At 73.3% G+C, this 17,892-nt stretch carries 13 protein-coding genes; 6 read left to right on the plus strand and 7 right to left on the minus strand.

Annotated features, from left to right (window positions below):
* On the plus strand, positions 1 to 533 hold a 533-nt coding region (locus tag ABEA77_RS19770), incomplete at its 5' end, for a TerD family protein (protein WP_345649151.1).
* The gene (locus ABEA77_RS19775) at positions 530 to 1,291 is read left to right on the plus strand and encodes an SDR family NAD(P)-dependent oxidoreductase (protein WP_345649154.1); all 762 of its coding nucleotides are present in this window, start codon (positions 530 to 532) and stop codon (positions 1,289 to 1,291) included. The genes ABEA77_RS19770 and ABEA77_RS19775, both read left to right, overlap by 4 nt.
* A 115-nt stretch (positions 1,292 to 1,406) precedes the next feature.
* On the opposite strand, the gene ABEA77_RS19780 is transcribed toward ABEA77_RS19775, so the two are convergent.
* Both ABEA77_RS19780 and ABEA77_RS19785 read right to left on the minus strand, forming a co-directional pair.
* Positions 1,407 to 4,667, minus strand: a complete 3,261-nt coding sequence (locus ABEA77_RS19780) for a glycoside hydrolase family 3 C-terminal domain-containing protein (protein WP_345649156.1) — start codon at positions 4,665 to 4,667, stop codon at positions 1,407 to 1,409.
* Positions 4,668 to 5,023: 356 nt separating this feature from the next.
* Positions 5,024 to 5,821, minus strand: coding sequence for an IclR family transcriptional regulator (locus tag ABEA77_RS19785; protein WP_345649159.1), 798 nt, complete (start codon positions 5,819 to 5,821; stop codon positions 5,024 to 5,026).
* A gap of 174 nt (positions 5,822 to 5,995) precedes the next feature.
* Here ABEA77_RS19785 and ABEA77_RS19790 point away from each other — a divergent pair, with 174 nt between their 5' ends.
* The 4 genes from ABEA77_RS19790 to ABEA77_RS19805 all read left to right on the plus strand — a co-directional run bounded on the left by ABEA77_RS19790 (position 5,996) and on the right by ABEA77_RS19805 (position 12,151).
* Complete coding sequence (locus tag ABEA77_RS19790; protein ID WP_345649162.1) at positions 5,996 to 7,528, plus strand: aldehyde dehydrogenase (NADP(+)); 1,533 nt, start codon at positions 5,996 to 5,998, stop codon at positions 7,526 to 7,528.
* Positions 7,529 to 7,787: 259 nt separating this feature from the next.
* Positions 7,788 to 8,267, plus strand: coding sequence for a MarR family winged helix-turn-helix transcriptional regulator (locus ABEA77_RS19795; RefSeq protein ID WP_345649165.1), 480 nt, complete (start codon positions 7,788 to 7,790; stop codon positions 8,265 to 8,267).
* Entirely contained in the window at positions 8,264 to 11,311 is a 3,048-nt protein-coding gene (locus ABEA77_RS19800; protein WP_345649168.1) for an FUSC family protein, read from the plus strand. The genes ABEA77_RS19795 and ABEA77_RS19800 overlap by 4 nt, the downstream gene beginning before the upstream one ends.
* 189 nt (positions 11,312 to 11,500) lie before the next feature.
* A complete protein-coding gene (locus ABEA77_RS19805) occupies positions 11,501 to 12,151 on the plus strand; it encodes a DsbA family oxidoreductase (protein WP_345649171.1) in 651 nt (216 codons plus the stop codon).
* A 115-nt stretch (positions 12,152 to 12,266) separates the two neighbouring features.
* Here ABEA77_RS19805 and thpD read toward each other — a convergent pair whose 3' ends face one another.
* The 5 genes from thpD to ABEA77_RS19830 form a co-directional block, all read right to left on the minus strand.
* Entirely contained in the window at positions 12,267 to 13,166 is a 900-nt protein-coding gene (gene thpD, locus ABEA77_RS19810) for an ectoine hydroxylase (protein WP_345649174.1), read from the minus strand.
* A 178-nt stretch (positions 13,167 to 13,344) separates the two neighbouring features.
* Positions 13,345 to 13,740, minus strand: a complete 396-nt coding sequence (locus ABEA77_RS19815; RefSeq protein ID WP_345649178.1) for an ectoine synthase — start codon at positions 13,738 to 13,740, stop codon at positions 13,345 to 13,347.
* Between the two features lie 255 nt (positions 13,741 to 13,995).
* A complete protein-coding gene (gene ectB / locus ABEA77_RS19820) occupies positions 13,996 to 15,285 on the minus strand; it encodes a diaminobutyrate--2-oxoglutarate transaminase (RefSeq protein WP_345649351.1) in 1,290 nt (429 codons plus the stop codon).
* A gap of 276 nt (positions 15,286 to 15,561) precedes the next feature.
* Positions 15,562 to 16,140 (minus strand): diaminobutyrate acetyltransferase, encoded by a 579-nt coding sequence (ectA, locus tag ABEA77_RS19825; RefSeq protein WP_345649181.1) that lies wholly within the window; start codon positions 16,138 to 16,140, stop codon positions 15,562 to 15,564.
* 518 nt (positions 16,141 to 16,658) lie between these two features.
* The gene (locus ABEA77_RS19830) at positions 16,659 to 17,804 is read right to left on the minus strand and encodes a pyridoxal-phosphate-dependent aminotransferase family protein (protein WP_345649184.1); all 1,146 of its coding nucleotides are present in this window, start codon (positions 17,802 to 17,804) and stop codon (positions 16,659 to 16,661) included.
* Positions 17,805 to 17,892 lie beyond the last annotated feature (88 nt).

The raw sequence follows: 17,892 nt of genomic DNA on the forward strand, positions 1-17,892 counted from the left end.
AGACGGTCTCGCTGGTCAAGGGCGGCCGCCCGCTGCTCTCCCAGGTGAAGATGGGCCTCGGCTGGGAGCCCGCCTTCCGGGGCAAGGACATCGACCTGGACGCCTCCGTCGTCGCGTTCGGACCCGACCGCAAGCACCTCGACAGCTGCTACTTCGGCCGCCTCAGCATCCTCGGCGGCGCCGTCAAGCACTCGGGCGACAACCTCACGGGCGAGGGCGCGGGCGACGACGAGGTCATCGTCGTGGACCTCGGCAGGCTGCCCGCGGAGGCCACCGGTCTCGTCTTCACCGTCAACTCCTTCTCCGGACAGAAGTTCACCGAGGTCGCCAAGGCGTACTGCCGCCTCCTCGACGCCGCGACCGACGAGGAACTGGTCCGCTTCGACCTGACCAACGCCGAGCCGCAGACAGGCGTCATGATGGCGAAACTGATCAAGCAGTTCTCGGGAGAGTGGGAGATGACGGCGATGGGCGACTTCGTGAAGTCCCGTACGGTGCGCGGCATGGTCAAGCCCGCGGCGCAGGCGCTGTGACCGCGGCGGGCCGCGGCGTCCTCGTCACCGGCGCGTCGGGCGGCCTCGGCCGCGCGCTCGCCGTGGCGTTCGCCGCGCAGGGCGACCGGGTCGCCGTGCACTACGGCAGCCGCGAGGAGGGCGCCCGCGAGACGCTCGGACTGCTCGCGGGCGACGGACACACCCTGGTCGGCGGCGACCTCTCGGACCCGGCGGGCGCCGCCCGCGTCGCGGACCTGGCGGACGAGGGCCTCGGCGGGGTGGACGTGCTGGTCAACAACGCCGCGGTCAACGACGCGCACCCGCCGCTGAGCACGCCGTACGAGGAGTTCGCCGCGCGCTGGCAGCGCCATGTCGCGGTCAATCTGACCGCGCCCGCGCTGCTGGCCCACCGGATCGCGGGGCGGATGGTGGAGCGCGGCGTGCGCGGCCGGGTCGTCAACGTCGGCTCGCGCGGCGCCTTCAGGGGCGAGCCCGACTACCCCGCGTACGGCGCGTCCAAGGCGGGCCTGCACGCGCTCGGCCAGTCGCTCGCTGTGGCGCTCGGTCCGCACGGCATCGCCGTCGCGTCCGTCGCACCCGGCTTCATCGCCACCGACCGGGTCGCGCACCGGCTGGCCGGCGCCGAGGGCGCGGCGATCCGCGCGCAGAGCCCGTTCGGCCGGGTCGCCACGGTCGAGGAGGTCGCGGCGGCCGTGCTCTGGCTCGCCTCGGACGGCGCCGAATGGGCGTCGGGCGCCGTGCTCGACCTCAACGGCGCCTCCTACCTGCGGACCTGAGCCGTACGGCTCCGCCCGCGCGAGGGGCCCGGCCCCGCAGGAGCACTCCTGCGGGGCCGGGCCCTTCAGGGAGCCGCGCGGGGTGGACGGGCGGGCGCCACCGCGCGCGGCCGTCTCAGGTGACCGTCCAGACGAAGGTCGCCGTGGCCCGCGCCCCCGCGGGTGTGGTCGCCGTGACCGTCACGGTCGCCGTGCCCTTCTGCGTGGCGCGCCCGGTGATCACGCCGTCCCGCGTCAGGGACAGGCCCTTCGGCAGGCCGGACCCCGCGTACACGGCGTCCGCGGCGGACGCCTTCACCGGCAGCGACACCTTCGCGCCCGCGGGGCTGCTCATCCCCTGCGGGTCGGCGATCCGCAGCGATCCGCTGGTGCCGCCCACCGCCTGCGGCGCCGCCTTCGCCGCGGCCGTCGCGCTCGCCGCGGAGACGTTGAGCGTGCCCGTCAGCGGCAGGTTCCGCGACGAGTCGCCCACCTGGATGCGGAAGGCGCCCGAGGGCGTCTGCCAGGCGTTCGCCGACGTCGACCAGTACGCCAGGTCGTGCGGTGTCAGCGTGAACGACACCTGTGTGCTCGCCCCCGGCTGGAGGTCCACCCGCTGGAAGCCCTTCAGCTGCTTCGCGGGCTCGCCCGCCGCGGGGGAGCCCAGGTAGAGCTGCGCCACCTCGGCGCCCGCACGCGACCCGGTGTTCGTCACGGTCGCGGTGACCGTGCGGTTGCCCGCGCCGTCCGCCGCGCCGATCTGCAGCCCGGAGAAGCCGAACGACGTGTACGAGAGGCCGTAGCCGAACGGGAAGAGGGGCTCGACGCCCTGGTCGTCGTACCAGCGGTAGCCGACGTCGAGACCCTCCGAGTACTGCACGTCCGTCCCGTTGCCCGGCCACTGGGCGGTGGTGTGCGCGGGCACGTCCGCGAGGCTCTTGGGGAACGTCACCGGCAGCTTGCCGGAGAAGTCGTCGTCCCCGTACAGCAGGCGCGCGAGCGCCGTGCCGACCTCCTGGCCCGCGTACCAGTTCTCCACCACGCCCTTGACCTGGCCGAGCCACGGCATCGTCACCGCGGAACCGGTGTTGAGCACCACGATGGTGTTCGGATTCGCCGCGGCCACCTGCGAGATCAGCGCGTTCTGCTGGCCCGGCAGGTCGATGCTGGTCAGGTCGGTGCCCTCCTGCTCGCCGTAGCTGGCGAACACGATCGCCACGTCCGACGACCTGGCGAGCGCGACCGCCGCGCCGGTGTCCGTGGCGTCGTTGTACCGGACATCGACGCCGGAGCCCGCGCGTGCCCTGATGCCGTCGAGCGGCGAGACCGTGCCCGAGCTCGTGGCGGTGGCGCTGCCGCCGCCCACGCTCTGCACGCCCGCGCCGCCGTCCGTGCCCAGGACCGCGATGGACTTCGTGGCGGACGTCAGCGGCAGCACGTCGCCGTCGTTCTTCAGCAGGACCGTGCCCTGCTCGGCGACCTGCCGCGCGGTGTCCTGGTGCGCCGCGGAGGTGACCGTCGCGCTCGGGGACCCGGTGTTCTCCTTGTCGAAGAGGCCGAACGCGAACATCTGCGTCAGCACCCGGCCCACCATCGTGTTCAGTGTGTCCTGGCTGACCTGGCCGTCGGCCAGGGCCTGCGCGAGGAAGTCGGCGTAGAAGTAGCCGCCGGGCATCTCGATCGTCATGCCGTTGTTCGCGGCCTTCACGGTCGAGTGCGCGCCGCCCCAGTCGCTGGTGACGAAGCCGTTGAACCCGGCCTGCTGGTACAGCGCCGTGTTCAGCAGATAGCCGCTGTCGCAGTCGTAGTCGCCGTTGACCGTGGAGTACCCGCACATCACCGAGGCCGCCGCGCCCTTGCCGACCACCGACTGGAACCCGGGCAGGTAGATCTCCTGGAGGGTCCTGGTGTCGACGATCGCGTTGTCGGCCGGGCCGTTGCGGTTCGTCTCCTGGTTGTAGACGGCCACGTGCTTCGGCTCCGCCATCACGCCCTGGCTCTGCAGGCCCTGCACGTTGGCGGTGGCCATCGAGGCCGTCAGATAGGGGTCCTCGCTGTACGTCTCGAACGCGCGGCCCCAGCGCGGGTCGCGCACGATGTTCAGCGTCGGGCCGAGCGCGACGCCCGCGCCCTTGCCCGCGAACTCGGCGCCCGCGACCGCCCCGTACTGCTGCACGAGCGACGGGTTCCAGGTGGCGGCCGACGAGACCGCGGACGGCAGCTGCGTCACGCCGCCCATGCCGTCGCCCACGCCGCTCGGCCCGTCCTGGAAGCCGACGTCGGGGATGCACAGCGACGGGATGCCGGAGAGGTTGCCGATGTACGGCGACGCGTTGCCGTTGCCGTGCAGCAGCGAGATCTTCTGGGCCTGCGTCATCTCCGCGAGCACCTGGCCGACCCTGGTGGCGACCGGCGCGGTCGAGCCCACCCACGGGCAGTCACCGTTGCCGCCCGACGGCGGCGCGGTGCCACCGGGCGTCAGCACGGTGAACTCCCACAGCGAGTAGCCGTACGGGGTGGCGCGCTGCGTGCCGTACATGCGGAGGTAGCGGGTGCTGGTGGGGGAGAAGCTGATGTTCTCCGTGCCGCCCTTGCCCGACGTGGTCGAGTAGACGCTCGTCCAGTCGGTGCCGTTGTCCGACACCTGGATCTGGTATGCGGTTGCGTACGCGGCCTCCCAGGTCAGCTGCGCGCCGCAGACGGTCGTGGCGGCGCCCAGGTCGACCTGGATCCACTGCGGGTCGCTCGCCTCGCTCGACCAGCGGGTGCCGGCGTTGCCGTCGAAGGCGGCGCCCGGAGTGAAGCTCTGGTCCTGCACGGAGGACGCCTTGGCCGGCTTGCCGAGCGCGGCGGTCGTGGTGCCGCAGGGCTCGGCGCCGCCGGTGTCCCGGGACGGGCCGTAGACCTGGAACTCCCACAGGGAGTAGCCGAAGTCCGTGGCGCGCTGCGTGCCGTACACCCGGACCCAACGCCCGGAGCCGGAGACCGGGAGGGTCTGCGTGCCGCCGGTGCCGTTCGCCGTCGAGTAGACGGTCGTCCAGTGGGAGTTGTCGGTGGAGGTCTGGATCTGGAACGCCTTCGCGTACGCGGCCTCCCAGGTGAGCGTCACCTGGGAGAGGGCCTGCGCGGAGCCCAGGTCGACCTCGATCCACTGCGGGTCGGCGCCCTGCGCGCTCGACCAGCGGGTGCCGGGGTCGCCGTCGACCGCGGCGGAGGCGGGGAAGGTGTTGTTCTCCGCGGAGGAGGCCGTGGCGGTCCTCCCCTGCGAGAGGAGCACGGGCCCGTCGGCGCGGGAGTCGGTGGCGCCCGCGCCGAGCAGCGTGCTCGCCGCGAGCACGACGAAGCCGAGGAGGAGGGCGAGCCGCGCGCGGCTGCGGGTTCTTGGCGGACGGGACATGGGGGTTTGCCTCTCGTATGGAGAGCGCTCTCAAAGGGTGAGCCGATAATGTGGCGTTGTCTGGTGCGCGTCAAGAAGATGAACGTCTTTCGGGACGAACGGAGCGGGGGCCGCCAAGTAGTGAACACGGGGCGCCGGGGCCCTGCGGCGCCGGGCGCGCCGGCTCGTGCGGCGCCAGGCCCCACGGGCGCCGGAGGGCGGCCCCTGCCGGGCGGGCATGCCGGAGGTCCTCCGTCCCCGGGGCGGGCGTGGGGACGGCCGGCGGGGCCGGACGGGCGCAGCCGCGGGGCGGCCCAGGGGCGGGGATCCGGTGGGGCTGGGGCCGGGCGCCCGGTCTCGTGGGCCCGGCGGGGCGGTCAGAGGTGGCGGGTCGCCATGGTCAGGCGGTCGCGGGCGTCGAACAGCGCGTCCCGTACGGTCTGTTCGTGCGCGGGCGTCAGCCGTGCCACCGGCACCGAGCAGCTGACCGCGTCCCGCGCGGGCGTGCGGTACGGGATCGCGATGCCGAAGCAGCGCAGGCCGAGGGTGTTCTCCTCGCGGTCGACCGCGTAGCCCTGCTCCCGTACCGCGTGCAGCTCCTCGATCAGCTTCTCGCGGTCCGTGATGGTGTTCTCCGTCAGCGCGGGCAGCTCGGCGGGCAGCATCGAGCGGACCTGCTCGTCGCTGTACGTCGAGAGCAGCGCCTTGCCGAGCGACGTCGAGTGCGCGGGGAGGCGGCGGCCGACCCGGGTGAACGGCCGCAGGTAGTGCTGTGACTGACGGGTCGCGAGATAGACGACGTTGGTGCCGTCGAGCCGTGCCAGGTGGATCGTCTCCGCCGTGTCGTCCGACAGCCGGTCGAGCGCGGGGCGCGCCGCGGCGACGACCTCGTCGCCGTCGATGTACGACGTACCCACCAGCAGGGCCCGCACCCCGATGCCGTAGCGTGTCCCCGTGGCGTCCGTCTCCACCCAGCCGAGCTCGACCAGCGTGCGCAGCAGCATGTAGAGGCTGGACTTCGGGTAGCCGACCGCCTCCTGCACGGTGGCGAGCGAGTGCATCCCCGGGCGCCCCGCGAAGTACTCCAGCAGCTCAACCGTCCGTACGGCCGACTTGACCTGGGCCCCGCCCGTACCGCCGGCCCCGACCGCCCCGCCTGTCTCCGCAGCCGCCATAACGCCTCGCCTCGCCCCTTCTCCCTGACCGCTCTTGACGGCCTTGACCCCACAGAACGCCGGAAATAGAGTCCCTGAAGATTCACTGTCGGGAATCATGTTCAGAATAGCGAACACTGACGAAGGCAGTTCCGGAACGGCCCGCAGGCCCAGGCCCTTGGGAAGGAAGCCGCGGTGGCAGCAACACCAGTCTGGAGTGTCGACCCTCGCACGGGGAAGGAGCGCGAGCACGTAGCCGACGAGGCGACCCCGGAAGAGGTCGACCACGCGGTACGCAGGGCGCACGCCGCCCGCGGCGCGCTCGCCGACCGCACGAAGCGGGCCGCGCTGCTGCGCACCGCCGCTGACCTGCTGGACGAGGCGGGTGAACACGTCATCGAGGCGGCCGACGCGGAGACCGCGCTCGGCCCGGCCCGGCTCACCGGCGAACTCGCCCGCACCTCCGCGCAGTTCAGGGCGTTCGCGGAGGTCGTGGACGACGGCTGGTTCCTCGACGTGCGCATCGACCACGCCGACCCGAAGCGCACCCCGCCGTGGCCCGACCTGCGCCGCTACAAGCTGCCGCTCGGCGTCGTCGCCGTCTACGCGGCAAGCAACTTCCCGCTGGCGTTCTCCGTGCCGGGCGGCGACACCGCGAGCGCGCTCGCCGCCGGCTGCCCCGTCGTCGTCAAGGGCCACCCCGACCACCCGGCCACCTCCGAGCTGTGCGCGTCGGTGATCCGCCGCGCCGCCGCCCAGGTCGGCCTGCCGGAGGACGTGCTCATCCTGGTGCACGGCTTCGACGCGGGCGTCGCCCTCGTCAAGCACCCGCTGGTCGCCGCGGCCGGCTTCACCGGTTCCGTACGCGGCGGCCGCGCGCTGTTCGACGCGGCGGCGGCCAGGCCCGAGCCGATCCCCTTCCACGGCGAGCTCGGCTCCCTCAACCCCGTTGTCGTCACCGAGGCGGCCGCCGCCGAGCGCGCCGACGAGATCGGCGCCGGGCTCGCGGGCTCGATGTCCTCGGGCGTCGGCCAGTTCTGCACCAAGCCGGGCTTCGTCCTCGCCCCCGCGGGCGAGGCGGGCGACCGGCTGCTCACGGCGCTGACCGCGGCCGTCAGCGAGACCGAGCACGGCGTCATGCTCGACCACCGCATGCGCGACGCGTTCATCGCGGGCATCGAGAAGCGCGCCGCGCTCGACGACGTCACCGCGCCGGTCACGCCGGGCGCCGGCAGCGAGCACACCGTCAGCGCGGGCTTCCTCACCGTCCCCGCGGCCCGCCTCACCGGTCCCGGCGACCACGACCTGCTGCTGGAGGAGTGCTTCGGCCCGGTCACCGTCGTCGCGCGCTACACGTCGGTGGACGAGGTCTTTGCGGTCCTCTCCCGGCTGCCCGGCAACCTCACGGCGACGCTGCACCTCTCCGAGGGCGAGGGCGACGGCAGCGTGCCCGGCGCGGGCGGCCTCCTCGAAGCGCTGACCCCGCTCGCGGGCCGCGTCCTCGTCAACGGCTGGCCGACCGGTGTCGCCGTGGCCGACGCGCAGCAGCACGGCGGCCCGTACCCGGCCACCACCTCCACCTCCACCTCGGTGGGCGCCACCGCCATCGAGCGCTGGCTGCGCCCGGTCACCTACCAGTCGACGCCGCCCGCCCTGCTCCCGCCCGAGCTCCGCGACGACAACCCCCTCGGCCTCCCGCGCCGCGTGGACGGCGCCCGGGAGAAGTAACCCCCACCACCGACCCACCACGGGCCGCGGACCACCTCCGGTCCGCGGCCCGCCGTTGTTCCCCGGCCGTGAACGGGTCCGGGCCCTTCGGCGGCGTGGGGCGTGATACCGCTCACGCCCCACGTGCGCGAGCGGGGGCGACGGAGCGGGGCAGGCCGGGCGGGACAGGGGGTGAGGGTGGGCTGGGGGAGGCGCGGGGGTTGACCGTGGGGGAGTGGGGCGGTAAGGGAGGGTGGCCGGGGTCTTATATAATTGCTGTATGCATTCATTGCCGGTGTCCGACGAGCAGCGCGTCGTCGCCGCGGCCCGTGGCCTGCTCAGGTCCATCGGCCGACTCTCCCGCGACCTCTACCTGGCGGGGGACTTCGGCCTCTCCCGGAGCCATGTCTCCGTGCTCGACTCCCTGGAGGCGCGCAGCCGGCGGGTCACCGAGCTCGCCGCCGACACCGGTCTGACCCAGCCCCGGGTCACCGTCGTACTCCAGGAGCTGACCGAGCGCGGGCTCGCGGAGCGCACCCGGTGCGCCACCGACCGCCGCGCCGTCGACGCGGCCATCACCCCCGAGGGCAGGCGCTACCTCGACGCGGCGCGCCGCCGCATGGCCGCCGCCATCCGCTCCGGGCTCGCCGCCCAGGGCCGCGGCGCCGACGACTCCGAACGCGCCGTCCTCACCGCGCGCGCCGCCGTCTCCACCCTCCTCGACGCCCTGCACACCCCGATCGAAGCGGAGGTCAGTTGACCGCCCCCGTCCGCACGACGACCGCCACCACGGCGGACCCCGGCACGCCCCCCACCCGGCACCACGCCACCCACCACCCCCTCGCCACGGCGCCCCGCCGCGTCGGCGGGCCCCGCCACTGGTGGGACTGGGTCCTCGCGGCCGACCCCGGCCTCGGCCAGCTCCAGGCCGGCTGGCGGTCCGTCATATCCATGATCGCGGCGCTCGCCGTCGGCTACGGCATGTCCGTCGCCGTGGGGCTGCCCGCGATGCTCGGCATGATCGTCGGCGGCATGATGGGCCTGATGAGCGCCTTCGCGGTCGCGGAGAACACCGCGCCGCGCCTGGCCCGCGCCATCCTGTGGATGCCGTTCCCCTTCTCCGCCGTCCTCCCGCTCTCGGCGGCCCTGAGCGACAACCGCCCCCTCGAACTCAGCCTGATGGGCTTCGGCCTCGCGCTCACCTTCTTCCTCGCCAGGTTCGGCACGCTGTACCTGCTCACCGGCATGATGATGTTCAACTCGTTCATGGTCGGCATGATGGCCGGCATCCCGGTGAACCTCTGCTTCAAGGCCTTCCTCGTCGCCCTGGTCTCCTGCGCGGGCGTGCTCGTTGCCCGGCTCGTCTTCTGCTACCCGATGCCCCGCGAGGACCTGCTGCGCACCCAGCGCGCCTTCGTCGTGGAGGCCCGTCGCGTCGCGGACGCCGCCGTCGCCGCGCTCGACCCCGACGCCGACCACGACACCGCCGTAGGGCGCATGCGCCGCAGCCTGCGCCGCCTCAACATGACGACCGTCATCATCGACGGCCGCCTCGCCCAGCCCGAGGTCGCCGCCGACCCGGGCACCGCCGAGCTCCTGCACCGCCACCTCTTCGACGCGGAAATCGCCCTCCAGGGCATCGGCCAGGCCGTCCAGCAGCTCACCCGTCTCAAGGTGACGCCGTCCCTGCGCGAGACCGTCGTCGTCGGGCTCGTCATCGCCCGCGACACCCCGCTCGGCCGGGCCGGCGCGCTGCGCCCGGCCGCCCAGCTCATCCGGCAGCAGGCCGCCGCCGTGGCGGCCGAGGGCTCGGCGCTGACCACGGACGAGGCCGAGGCCGCCGTGCTCGCCGAGCGCGTCGGCCGGCTCCTCGACTCGCTCGCCGAGTCCCTGGCCCACTGGCTCGGCCTCGGCCTCGACACCCCGACCACCCGCGCCAAGGTCCCCTTCCAGCCGACGATCGCGCTGGAGCAGAACCGCCCGGCGGGCACCGGCGCCGTCGCCCGCCGCCTCGCCGACGCCCAGGACGTACGGGGCTGGCGGCGGCTCCTCCCGTACCTGCGGCTGCCGCTGCACGCGGGCGTCGCCGTCGCGATCGTCATGCCGATCTCCGACGCCATCGACCCCAGCCGCTTCTACTGGGGCCTGGTCGGCGTGATGATCACGCTCTTCGGTACGAACACCACACACGACCGGGTGCGCAAGTTCGGCCACCGCATGGTGGGCACCGCCGTCGGCGCCGTCATCGGCATCGTCCTCCTGCACCTCATCGGTCCCGGCCACGTCTACGCGACGCTCGCGGTCATCGTCGGCAGCCTCGCCTTCGGCGCCTGGGGCATGCAGCGCGCGTACGCGCTCTGGGCGGTCGGGCTCGTCACCGCGCTGGTCCAGCTGTACGGGCTGACCACGCCGTACAGCGGCATGGACCACCTGCTGGCCGAGCGGCTCCTCGACAACGCGATCGGCATCGCCGTCGCCACCGCCTGCGCCGCGCTGATCTTCCCCGTCTCCAACGGCCGCCTCATCCGCGAAGCCGAGCGCGGCTACACCGCCGCGATCCAGCAGCTGATCACGCAGATCGTGGAGCGCTGGAAGGACCCCGAGGCCCCGGTGCGGCTGCGCGGCGCCGCCCGCGGCGTGGACGCGGCACTCTTCCAGATCCAGGGCGTTGCCCGGCCGCTGATCAAGATGCCCATCGGGGTGCGGGGACCGGACGGTGCCAACCGTCTCGCGCTGCTCACCAACGCCACCGGGCACGCCCGCGCGCTCGCCGCGGCCGCCGACACCGACATCGACCTGGCGCCGCACCTGGCGGGCCGGATCGAGGAGATCATGCGGACGTTCACCGAGTCGCTCGGCGCGCTCGACCGGCGTTTCGCCACCGGCGGGCCAGAGGACGCCTGGGTGCGGATCGACCCGCTGGTGTGCGAGCTGGAGTCGGAGCTCGGCACGCCGTCAGGACCGCGCGGCGAGCAGCTGGGGACCGCGCTGCGCGAGCTGAAGGCACTGGACGAGACCCTGGCGGGATACGCGCAGGCCCGCGGCCTGAAGGTCGTGACCGCGGCCGGCTTCGGCCGCGACCCGCGGGAGGCGGCCGCACCGGTCCGCGCGACGATGCCCTCCTGGGCGAAGCCCACCGCCGCCGACGTGGCGGAGACGGCGGCGGCTGCCCAGGCCGCCGCCGCGCAGAGCGCCGCCCTGCGAGCGGCCACCGCGCAGGGCCCGGCCGTACGGGGCGTCTCCGCGCCGCGGCGGCCCGGCTCCCCCGGCGCCCAGCCCGGTGGCGTGCCCACGCAGCGGCCCCCGCACTCCCGCACCCCGGGCGACGCAGGCACCACCGGAGTCCACGGCGCCACCGCTCCCACCGCCCACTCCGCCGCGCCCGGCCGGGCCGTGCCGCCCGCGGGGCACGCCGTACCGCCCACCGCAGGTGCCGTACCGTCCGCGGGGCAGGCGCAGGGGCAGGCCGCCCCCGCGGGTGCCGTGTCCGGCGGCCGGCACGCCGCGCCCGCGCCGGAGGCGTACCCCGCCACCGGCGCGGTGACCGTCACAGGGACGCTGCGCTGCGTCCGGCACCCCGATGGCTGCGACGCGTGGATCACGGTCGTCAGCGACCGCGGCAAGCGGCGCGCCGGCGTGCGCGCCGTGGGCGGCAGGTACCGGATCGACGGCCTCGAACCCGGCCGCTACACGCTGATCGCGGCGGGCGCGGCGCACGGCCCGCGCGCCGACTACCTGTCGGTGCGGCAGCAGGACGGGGAGCTGCGCCACGACATCGACCTGGACGCGGGACCCCGCGCCTGACCGCGCACCGCGCGGGAATGCCACGGCGCCCGCCGGACGTTGACCGTCCGGCGGGCGCCGTCGTGCGCCGCGCCCCGCGAAGCCGGCGGGCCCCGGTGGCGTCCGGAGCATTCCGGGACCGGGAGTCACAGAGCATCCCGGAGCATTGCCGAGTACCTGAGCAACCGAGAGAAACGGACCCGGATACCCATGCGCGTCGAGATCTGGAGCGACATCGCCTGCCCGTGGTGCTACATCGGCAAGGCGCGCTTCGAGAAGGGCCTCGCGGCCTTCGCGGAGCGCGACGGCGTCGAGGTCGTGCACCGGTCCTTCGAGCTTGACCCGGCCGCCGCCCCCGCACCGGGGGAGACCGTCGTGGACCTGCTGGCCGCGAAGTACGGGCGCTCGCGCGAGGAGGCGCAGGCGATGGAGGAGCACGTCGCGTCCAACGCCCGCGCCGAGGGCCTCGGTTACCGCACCGAGGGCCGCGACCACGGCAACACCTTCGACCTCCACCGGGTGCTGCACCTGGCCAAGGAACGCGGTGTGCAGAGCGAGCTGCTCGACCTCGCCTACCGCGCCAACTTCGCCGAGGAGCGGTCCGTGTACGCGCCGGACACCGTGCTCGCGATCGCCGTCGAGGCCGGTCTCGACGGGGCGGAGGTGCGGTCCGTGCTCGCCGACCCCGACGCGTACGCGGACGCGGTCCGCGACGACGAGCGCGAGGCCGCGGAACTCGGCGCGAACGGCGTGCCGTTCTTCGTGCTCGACCGGCGCTACGGCCTGTCGGGCGCGCAGCCCGTCGAGGTGTTCACGCAGGCACTCCAGCAGGCGTGGGAGAGCCGCGCCGCCGCCGTCTGACCCGTCTGTCTGACACCACGGACGCCCCGCGCGGCCGGTGCACCAGGCGCGGCGGAGGGGGCGGCGGACCACCGGGTCCGCCGCCCCCTCCCCCTACGCGCCCCGCCGCGCGGGCTCAGCGCACGGGCGTGAAGTCCCGCGCGCCGATGAAGTCCGGGCGCGGCACCGGCGCGGCGAACGGGTCCACCGCGGTGTTCTCCACGCTGTTGAACACGATGAACACGTTGCTGCGGGCGTACGGCGTGATGTTGTCGCCCGAGCCGTGCATGCAGTTGCAGTCGAACCAGGTCGCCGAGCCGGCCCTGCCGGTGAACAGCTTGATGCCGTGCGCGTCGGCCATCTTCGTCAGCGCCTCGTCCGACGGGGTGCCCGCGTCCTGCATCTGGAGCGACCTCTTGTAGTTGTCCTTCGGCGTCTCGCCCGCGCAGCCGAGGAACGACATGTGCGAGCCCGGCATGATCATCAGGCCGCCGTTGGTGTCGAGGTTCTCGGTCAGCGCGATCGACACCGAGACGGCCCGCATGTTCGGCAGGCCGTCCTCCGCGTGCCAGGTCTCGAAGTCCGAGTGCCAGTAGAAGCCGGAGGCGCCGAAGCCCGGCTTCAGGTTGATCCGCGACTGGTGCACGTACACGTCGGAGCCGAGGATCTGCCGGGCGATGCCCACGACCCGCTCGTCCCGCACGAGCGAGGCGAACACGTCGCTGATCTTGTGGATCTCGAAGACGGACCTGATCTCCTGCGAGCGCGGCTCGACGATGGAGCGCTCGTCGGCCCTGATCGCCGGGTCGGTGATCAGCCGCTGGGTCTCCGCGCGGAAGCGCTCCACCTCGGCGGGGCCGACGAGCTGGTCGATCGCGAGGAACCCGTCGCGCTGGAAGGCGCCGAGACCGGCCGGCTCGATCGGTCCCGGAGCGTCCGGGGCCGACCAGACGACGGGGTCCTGGCGCGGGGTGACGACCTCGGTGGCGCCGCGGGTGGGGTAGAGGTCCTTCGGCTTGGCTGGGGCGGTGGTCATGGTCTTCCTTCCTCGGTATTCCGGGTTCCGGTGGAGTACCGGTGCTGCTCTGTTCCCGTCGTGTCCTTCTGTTCCGTCTGCCCCGCCGCGTGCCGCCGCCCGTCGCGCGGGCGGGGGCGGCGCCGCACGGGCCAGTCCATGGCGCCCCGCCCGCGCGGGCGGGGCGCGCTGTCCGGGGTCAGTCCTCGGTCAGCAGCGGGTAGACGCCGTTCTCGTCGTGGTCCTCCCGGCCCGTCACCGGCGGGTTGAACACGCAGATGACACGGAAGTCCGACTTGGGCCGCACGGTGTGGTGCTCGTGCCCGTCGAGCAGGTACATCGTGCCGGGCGTGATGTCGTGGACCTCGCCGGTCTCGTCGTTGGTCACCTGGGCCTCGCCCTCGACGCAGAGCACGGCCTCGATGTGGTTCGCGTACCACATCGACGTCTCCGTGCCCGCGTACATGATGGTCTCGTGCAGCGAGAAGCCGACCTTCTCCTTGGCGAGCACGATGCGCTTGCTCTCCCACGTACCGGACGCGGCCTTCACATGGCGGTCGGTGTTCTCGATGTCCTTGAACGATCGGACGATCACGGTGCGTTCTTGCCTCTCTCTGTGCGGACCTGCGGGGCGCCCCCGGAAGGGGACCGCCCCGTGGAGGGGGTGCGGGACGCGCGACACCGGCCGGGTACCCGGCCGGCACGGTGTGTCCCACACCCGGTCCGTCCGCCCCGCGGTGGCCGGGCGGACGGACCGGGCAGGTCTCCGGTCTTCTCCTGTGGGTTCTCGCTCGGGCCGCGCCGCACGGCACGAACGGTTCTGCACCGTCCGGCCGCGCGGTCGGCCGGGTCAGACCGCGGCGGCCGGGACCCGTGCGGTGTCCCGCACGGCGCGCGCCAGCGTGCGCAGGCCCTCGTCCAGTTCCTCGGGCGTGACGGTCAGCGGCGGCAGCAGCTTCACGACCTCGCTCTCGGGACCCGACGTCTCCAGCAGCAGACCGAGCTCGAAGGCGCGCCTGCACACGGCCGTCGCCCGCGCCTTGTCGCGGAACTCCAGGCCCCATACGAGGCCCCGCCCGCGGAACTCGGCGTCGCCGCCCGCGCTCTCCGCGCAGATCTCCGCGAGCGCCTGTTCGACCTGCTCGCCGCGTGCGAGGGTCTGCTTCTCCATCTGGCCGTCGGCCCAGTACGTGTTGAGCGCGGCGGCGGCCGTGACGAAGGCCGGGTTGTTGCCGCGGAACGTGCCGTTGTGCTCGCCGGGCTCCCAGATGTCGAGCTCCGGCTTGAACAGGCAGAGCGACATCGGCAGGCCGTAGCCGCTGATGGACTTGGACACGGTGACGATGTCGGGGACGATCCCGGCCTCCTCGAAGGAGAAGAACGGGCCGGTGCGGCCGCACCCCATCTGGATGTCGTCCACGATCAGCAGCATGTCGTGGCGCTCGCACAGGTCGGCGAGCGCGCGCAGCCACTCGGGGCGCGCCACGTTGATGCCGCCCTCGCCCTGCACGGTCTCCACGATCACGGCGGCGGGCTTGTTGAGGCCGGAGCCGCGGTCGAGGAGCAGCCGCTCGAACCAGAGGAAGTCCGGCACGCTGTCGTCGAGGTAGTGGTCGAACGGCATCGGTGTGCCGTGGACCAGCGGGATGCCGGCGCCCGCGCGCTTGAAGGCGTTGCCGGTGACGGCGAGGGAGCCGAGCGACATGCCGTGGAAGGCGTTGGTGAAGGAGACCACCGACTCGCGGTCCTTCACCTTGCGGGCCAGCTTCAGCGCGGACTCGACGGCGTTGGTGCCCGTCGGGCCCGGGAACATGACCTTGTACGGCAGGTCGCGGGGGCGCAGGATGACGTTCTGGAAGGACTCGAGGAACGCGCGCTTCGCGGTGGTGGCCATGTCCAGGCCGTGCGTGATGCCGTCGCGCTCGATGTAGTCGATCAGCGCGCGTTTCAGCACGGGGTTGTTGTGGCCGTAGTTGAGTGATCCGGCGCCGGCGAAGAAGTCGAGGTACGAGTGGCCGTCCTCGTCGGTGAGGCGGCTGCCCTGCGCGCGGTCGAAGACGGCAGGCCAGCCGCGGCAGTAGCTGCGCACCTCGGACTCGATGGTCTCGAAGACGCTCAGGGCGGGCGGGGTGATGGTCACGGCGATCTCCTGCGGTGCAGAGAACGGAGGCTTCATGGGCCAGGTGGTGCGGCGTGGGGGGTCTCGGGGCCGCGTCGGTCGAGTGGATCGCACGGATCCCGCGGCTCATGGAAGGGACAGATCGGATGGGCTCTGGTGTGTTCGGTTCGGCTCTGAGGCGGGTCGGAATCGGAGCGGACAGGGTTCGGACCTGGTCGGTTTCGGTACCGGGTGCCTGTGCCGCGCGGACCGCGGCGGGCCGGTGTCAGCGGCCCGTCCGGGTGCGGCTCGGCGGGGTCAGCCCGAGGTCAGCGGGCCGATGCGGTAGAGGACCTCGGGCGCGTGGGCGCTCGACCCGTCCTCGGGGAACAGGCCGCCGTCGAAGAGGACCTCGCGGTCCAGGACGGCGCCGCGGCGTGCGGCGTACGCGGTGAACATGCGGTCCGAGGGAACGTTGTCGGGGGTCACCGTCGTCTCGATCCCGGTGATGCCGAGGTCGCGGACGACCCGGTCGGTGAGGGCGTCGAGCAGGGTGCCCGCGATGCCCTTGCCGCGGTGCGCGCCGTCGACGGCGACCTGCCAGACGACCAGGATCTCGGGGCGCTGCGGCCGTACGTAACCGGTCACGAAGCCCATCGGCTCACCCGACGCGTCCCGTGCGACGACGGACGTGTCGGCGAAGTCGCGGCACCACAGCAGGTAGCTGTACGAGGAGTTGAGGTCGAGCACCTCGGAGTCACGGGCTATGCGCCAGATCGCGGCTCCGTCCTCGACTCGTGGGGTGTCGATCACGAAAGCTCCCGGGGAGCCCGGGGAACCTGGGGCCGAGGTGAATTCGCTACTGGCACCTGCAAGGTCTGCTTGTGCGGCGGTCATACGGATTGAATTTACCGAGCAATTTCAAAACATGCATCCGGGCAAGGGGTTGGGTGATGCGCGTTGATGTGTTATCGCGCGGGCGCGGGCGGTCCCTGACCGGTAGGCGAATGGGGGCGATTTGTGGCGGATTATTCGGGCAAATCGCCTTGCTTTGTGGACTCGGTCACAAGTGGATGACGGGCGTAAATGTGTCCGAATTACGCTGAACATCCTGTCGAAACCTGCGCGTTTAGCCTCGAAGAAACCGGGCACAAGCATTACGGGAAGCTGCTCGTAAAAGAGCGGGAATTCCTATCCTCAACTTAACATATTCTTCGTGCCGTATGGGAGGGGAATTCTGCTCGGAAACCACAGAAGCATCATCAGGCGCCACGCGGCGTGAGGACGCGCCGGTGGGGCGCCCTCACGCGGCGCCCGGGACCACGGGCGCGAGCGGGTGCGTGGTGTGAGGCGGGCGCGTACGGGTGGGGGCGGTGCCGGGATCCCGGCACCGCCCCCACGCACGTTCCGCACGCTCACGCCCCGGCCCACGCCCCCGCCGCCGCGCGCACCGCGGCCCGGGTGTCCACCGGTGCAGCGCCCGGGCCCGCAGCGTGAGCCAGCGCCTCGCCCAGGGCCCGCAGGCAGGACGTCACGGCCTCCTCGCTCGCGTCAGGACCGTAGTGGTTCACCCGGACCATGCCGGCCGCGAGCGGCCCGCCGCCGGCGATCAGCGGCAGCCCGGGGGACGCGGCCAGGGCCTTCGCCACCAGCGCGGAGGCGTCCACCCCCGCCGGGGTGCGCAGCGTCGTCGCGACCGGCGCGGCCGCCGCCTCCTCGTGCACGTACGGGGCGAGCCCGCCGCCCAGCGCGAGCGCGCCCGCCCGCGTCGCGGCCGCGGCCCGCGCGTGCCGCTGCTGCACGGCGCCGAGGCCCGTCCGCTCGATCCGGTCGAGGCAGGCGTCGAGCGCGGCCATCTCCAGCTGCGCGGGCGCGTGCGGCAGGGCGCGCCTGCCGGTGTCGATCCAGCGCTCCTTCCAGTCGAGCAGCGACAGGTACGAGCGGCGCGGCGCGCCCGGGTTGGCCGCGAGCCTCGCCCAGGCGCGCTCGCTCACCGACACCGCGGAGACCCCGGCGGGCCCGCCCATCGCCTTCTGCGCGCCGATCACGCACAGGTCGACGCCCCAGGCGTCGGGCAGCAGCGGCTCCGCGGCCACCGACGCCACCGCGTCCAGCATCAGCAGCGCGCCGTGCGCCCTGACGACCTCCCCGATCTCCGCCACCGGGTTGGTGTTGCCGGTGGCGGCCTCCGCGTGCACCAGCGAGACGAACTCCGTCTCCGGGCGGGCCGCGAGCGCGCGCTCCACCTGCTCGGCGCCGACCGCGCCGGAGAACGGCACCTCCAGGTCGTGCACGGCCGCGCCGCAGTCGCGCAGCCAGCCGCCGAAGGTCTGCCCGTACGGACCCGTCACGATGTTCAGCGCGGTCGAACCCGCCCTCGCGGCGCCCTTCACGCAGCCTTCGAGGGGCAGCAGGGCCTCGCCCTGCATGATCACCACGTCGTTGCCTGTGCCGAGGAGCGCGGCCACCCGCCGCTCCACGGCGGCGAACTCGGCGGCGGTCGGCGGCGCCAGGTCCAGCAGGGCGTGCGGCGGGGGAGCGGCGGGCGCGGGACGGGTCACGGCGGTGCTTCCTTCGGGACGTCTGCGGATGTCTGCGGCGCGGCGCGGCGCGGCCGCCGTCCGCGGCGGCCGCGATCCTCTGCCGAAC

Origin of the sequence: Streptomyces tremellae (assembly GCF_039540215.1) — a bacterium.
GTDB lineage: Bacteria > Actinomycetota > Actinomycetes > Streptomycetales > Streptomycetaceae > Streptomyces > Streptomyces tremellae.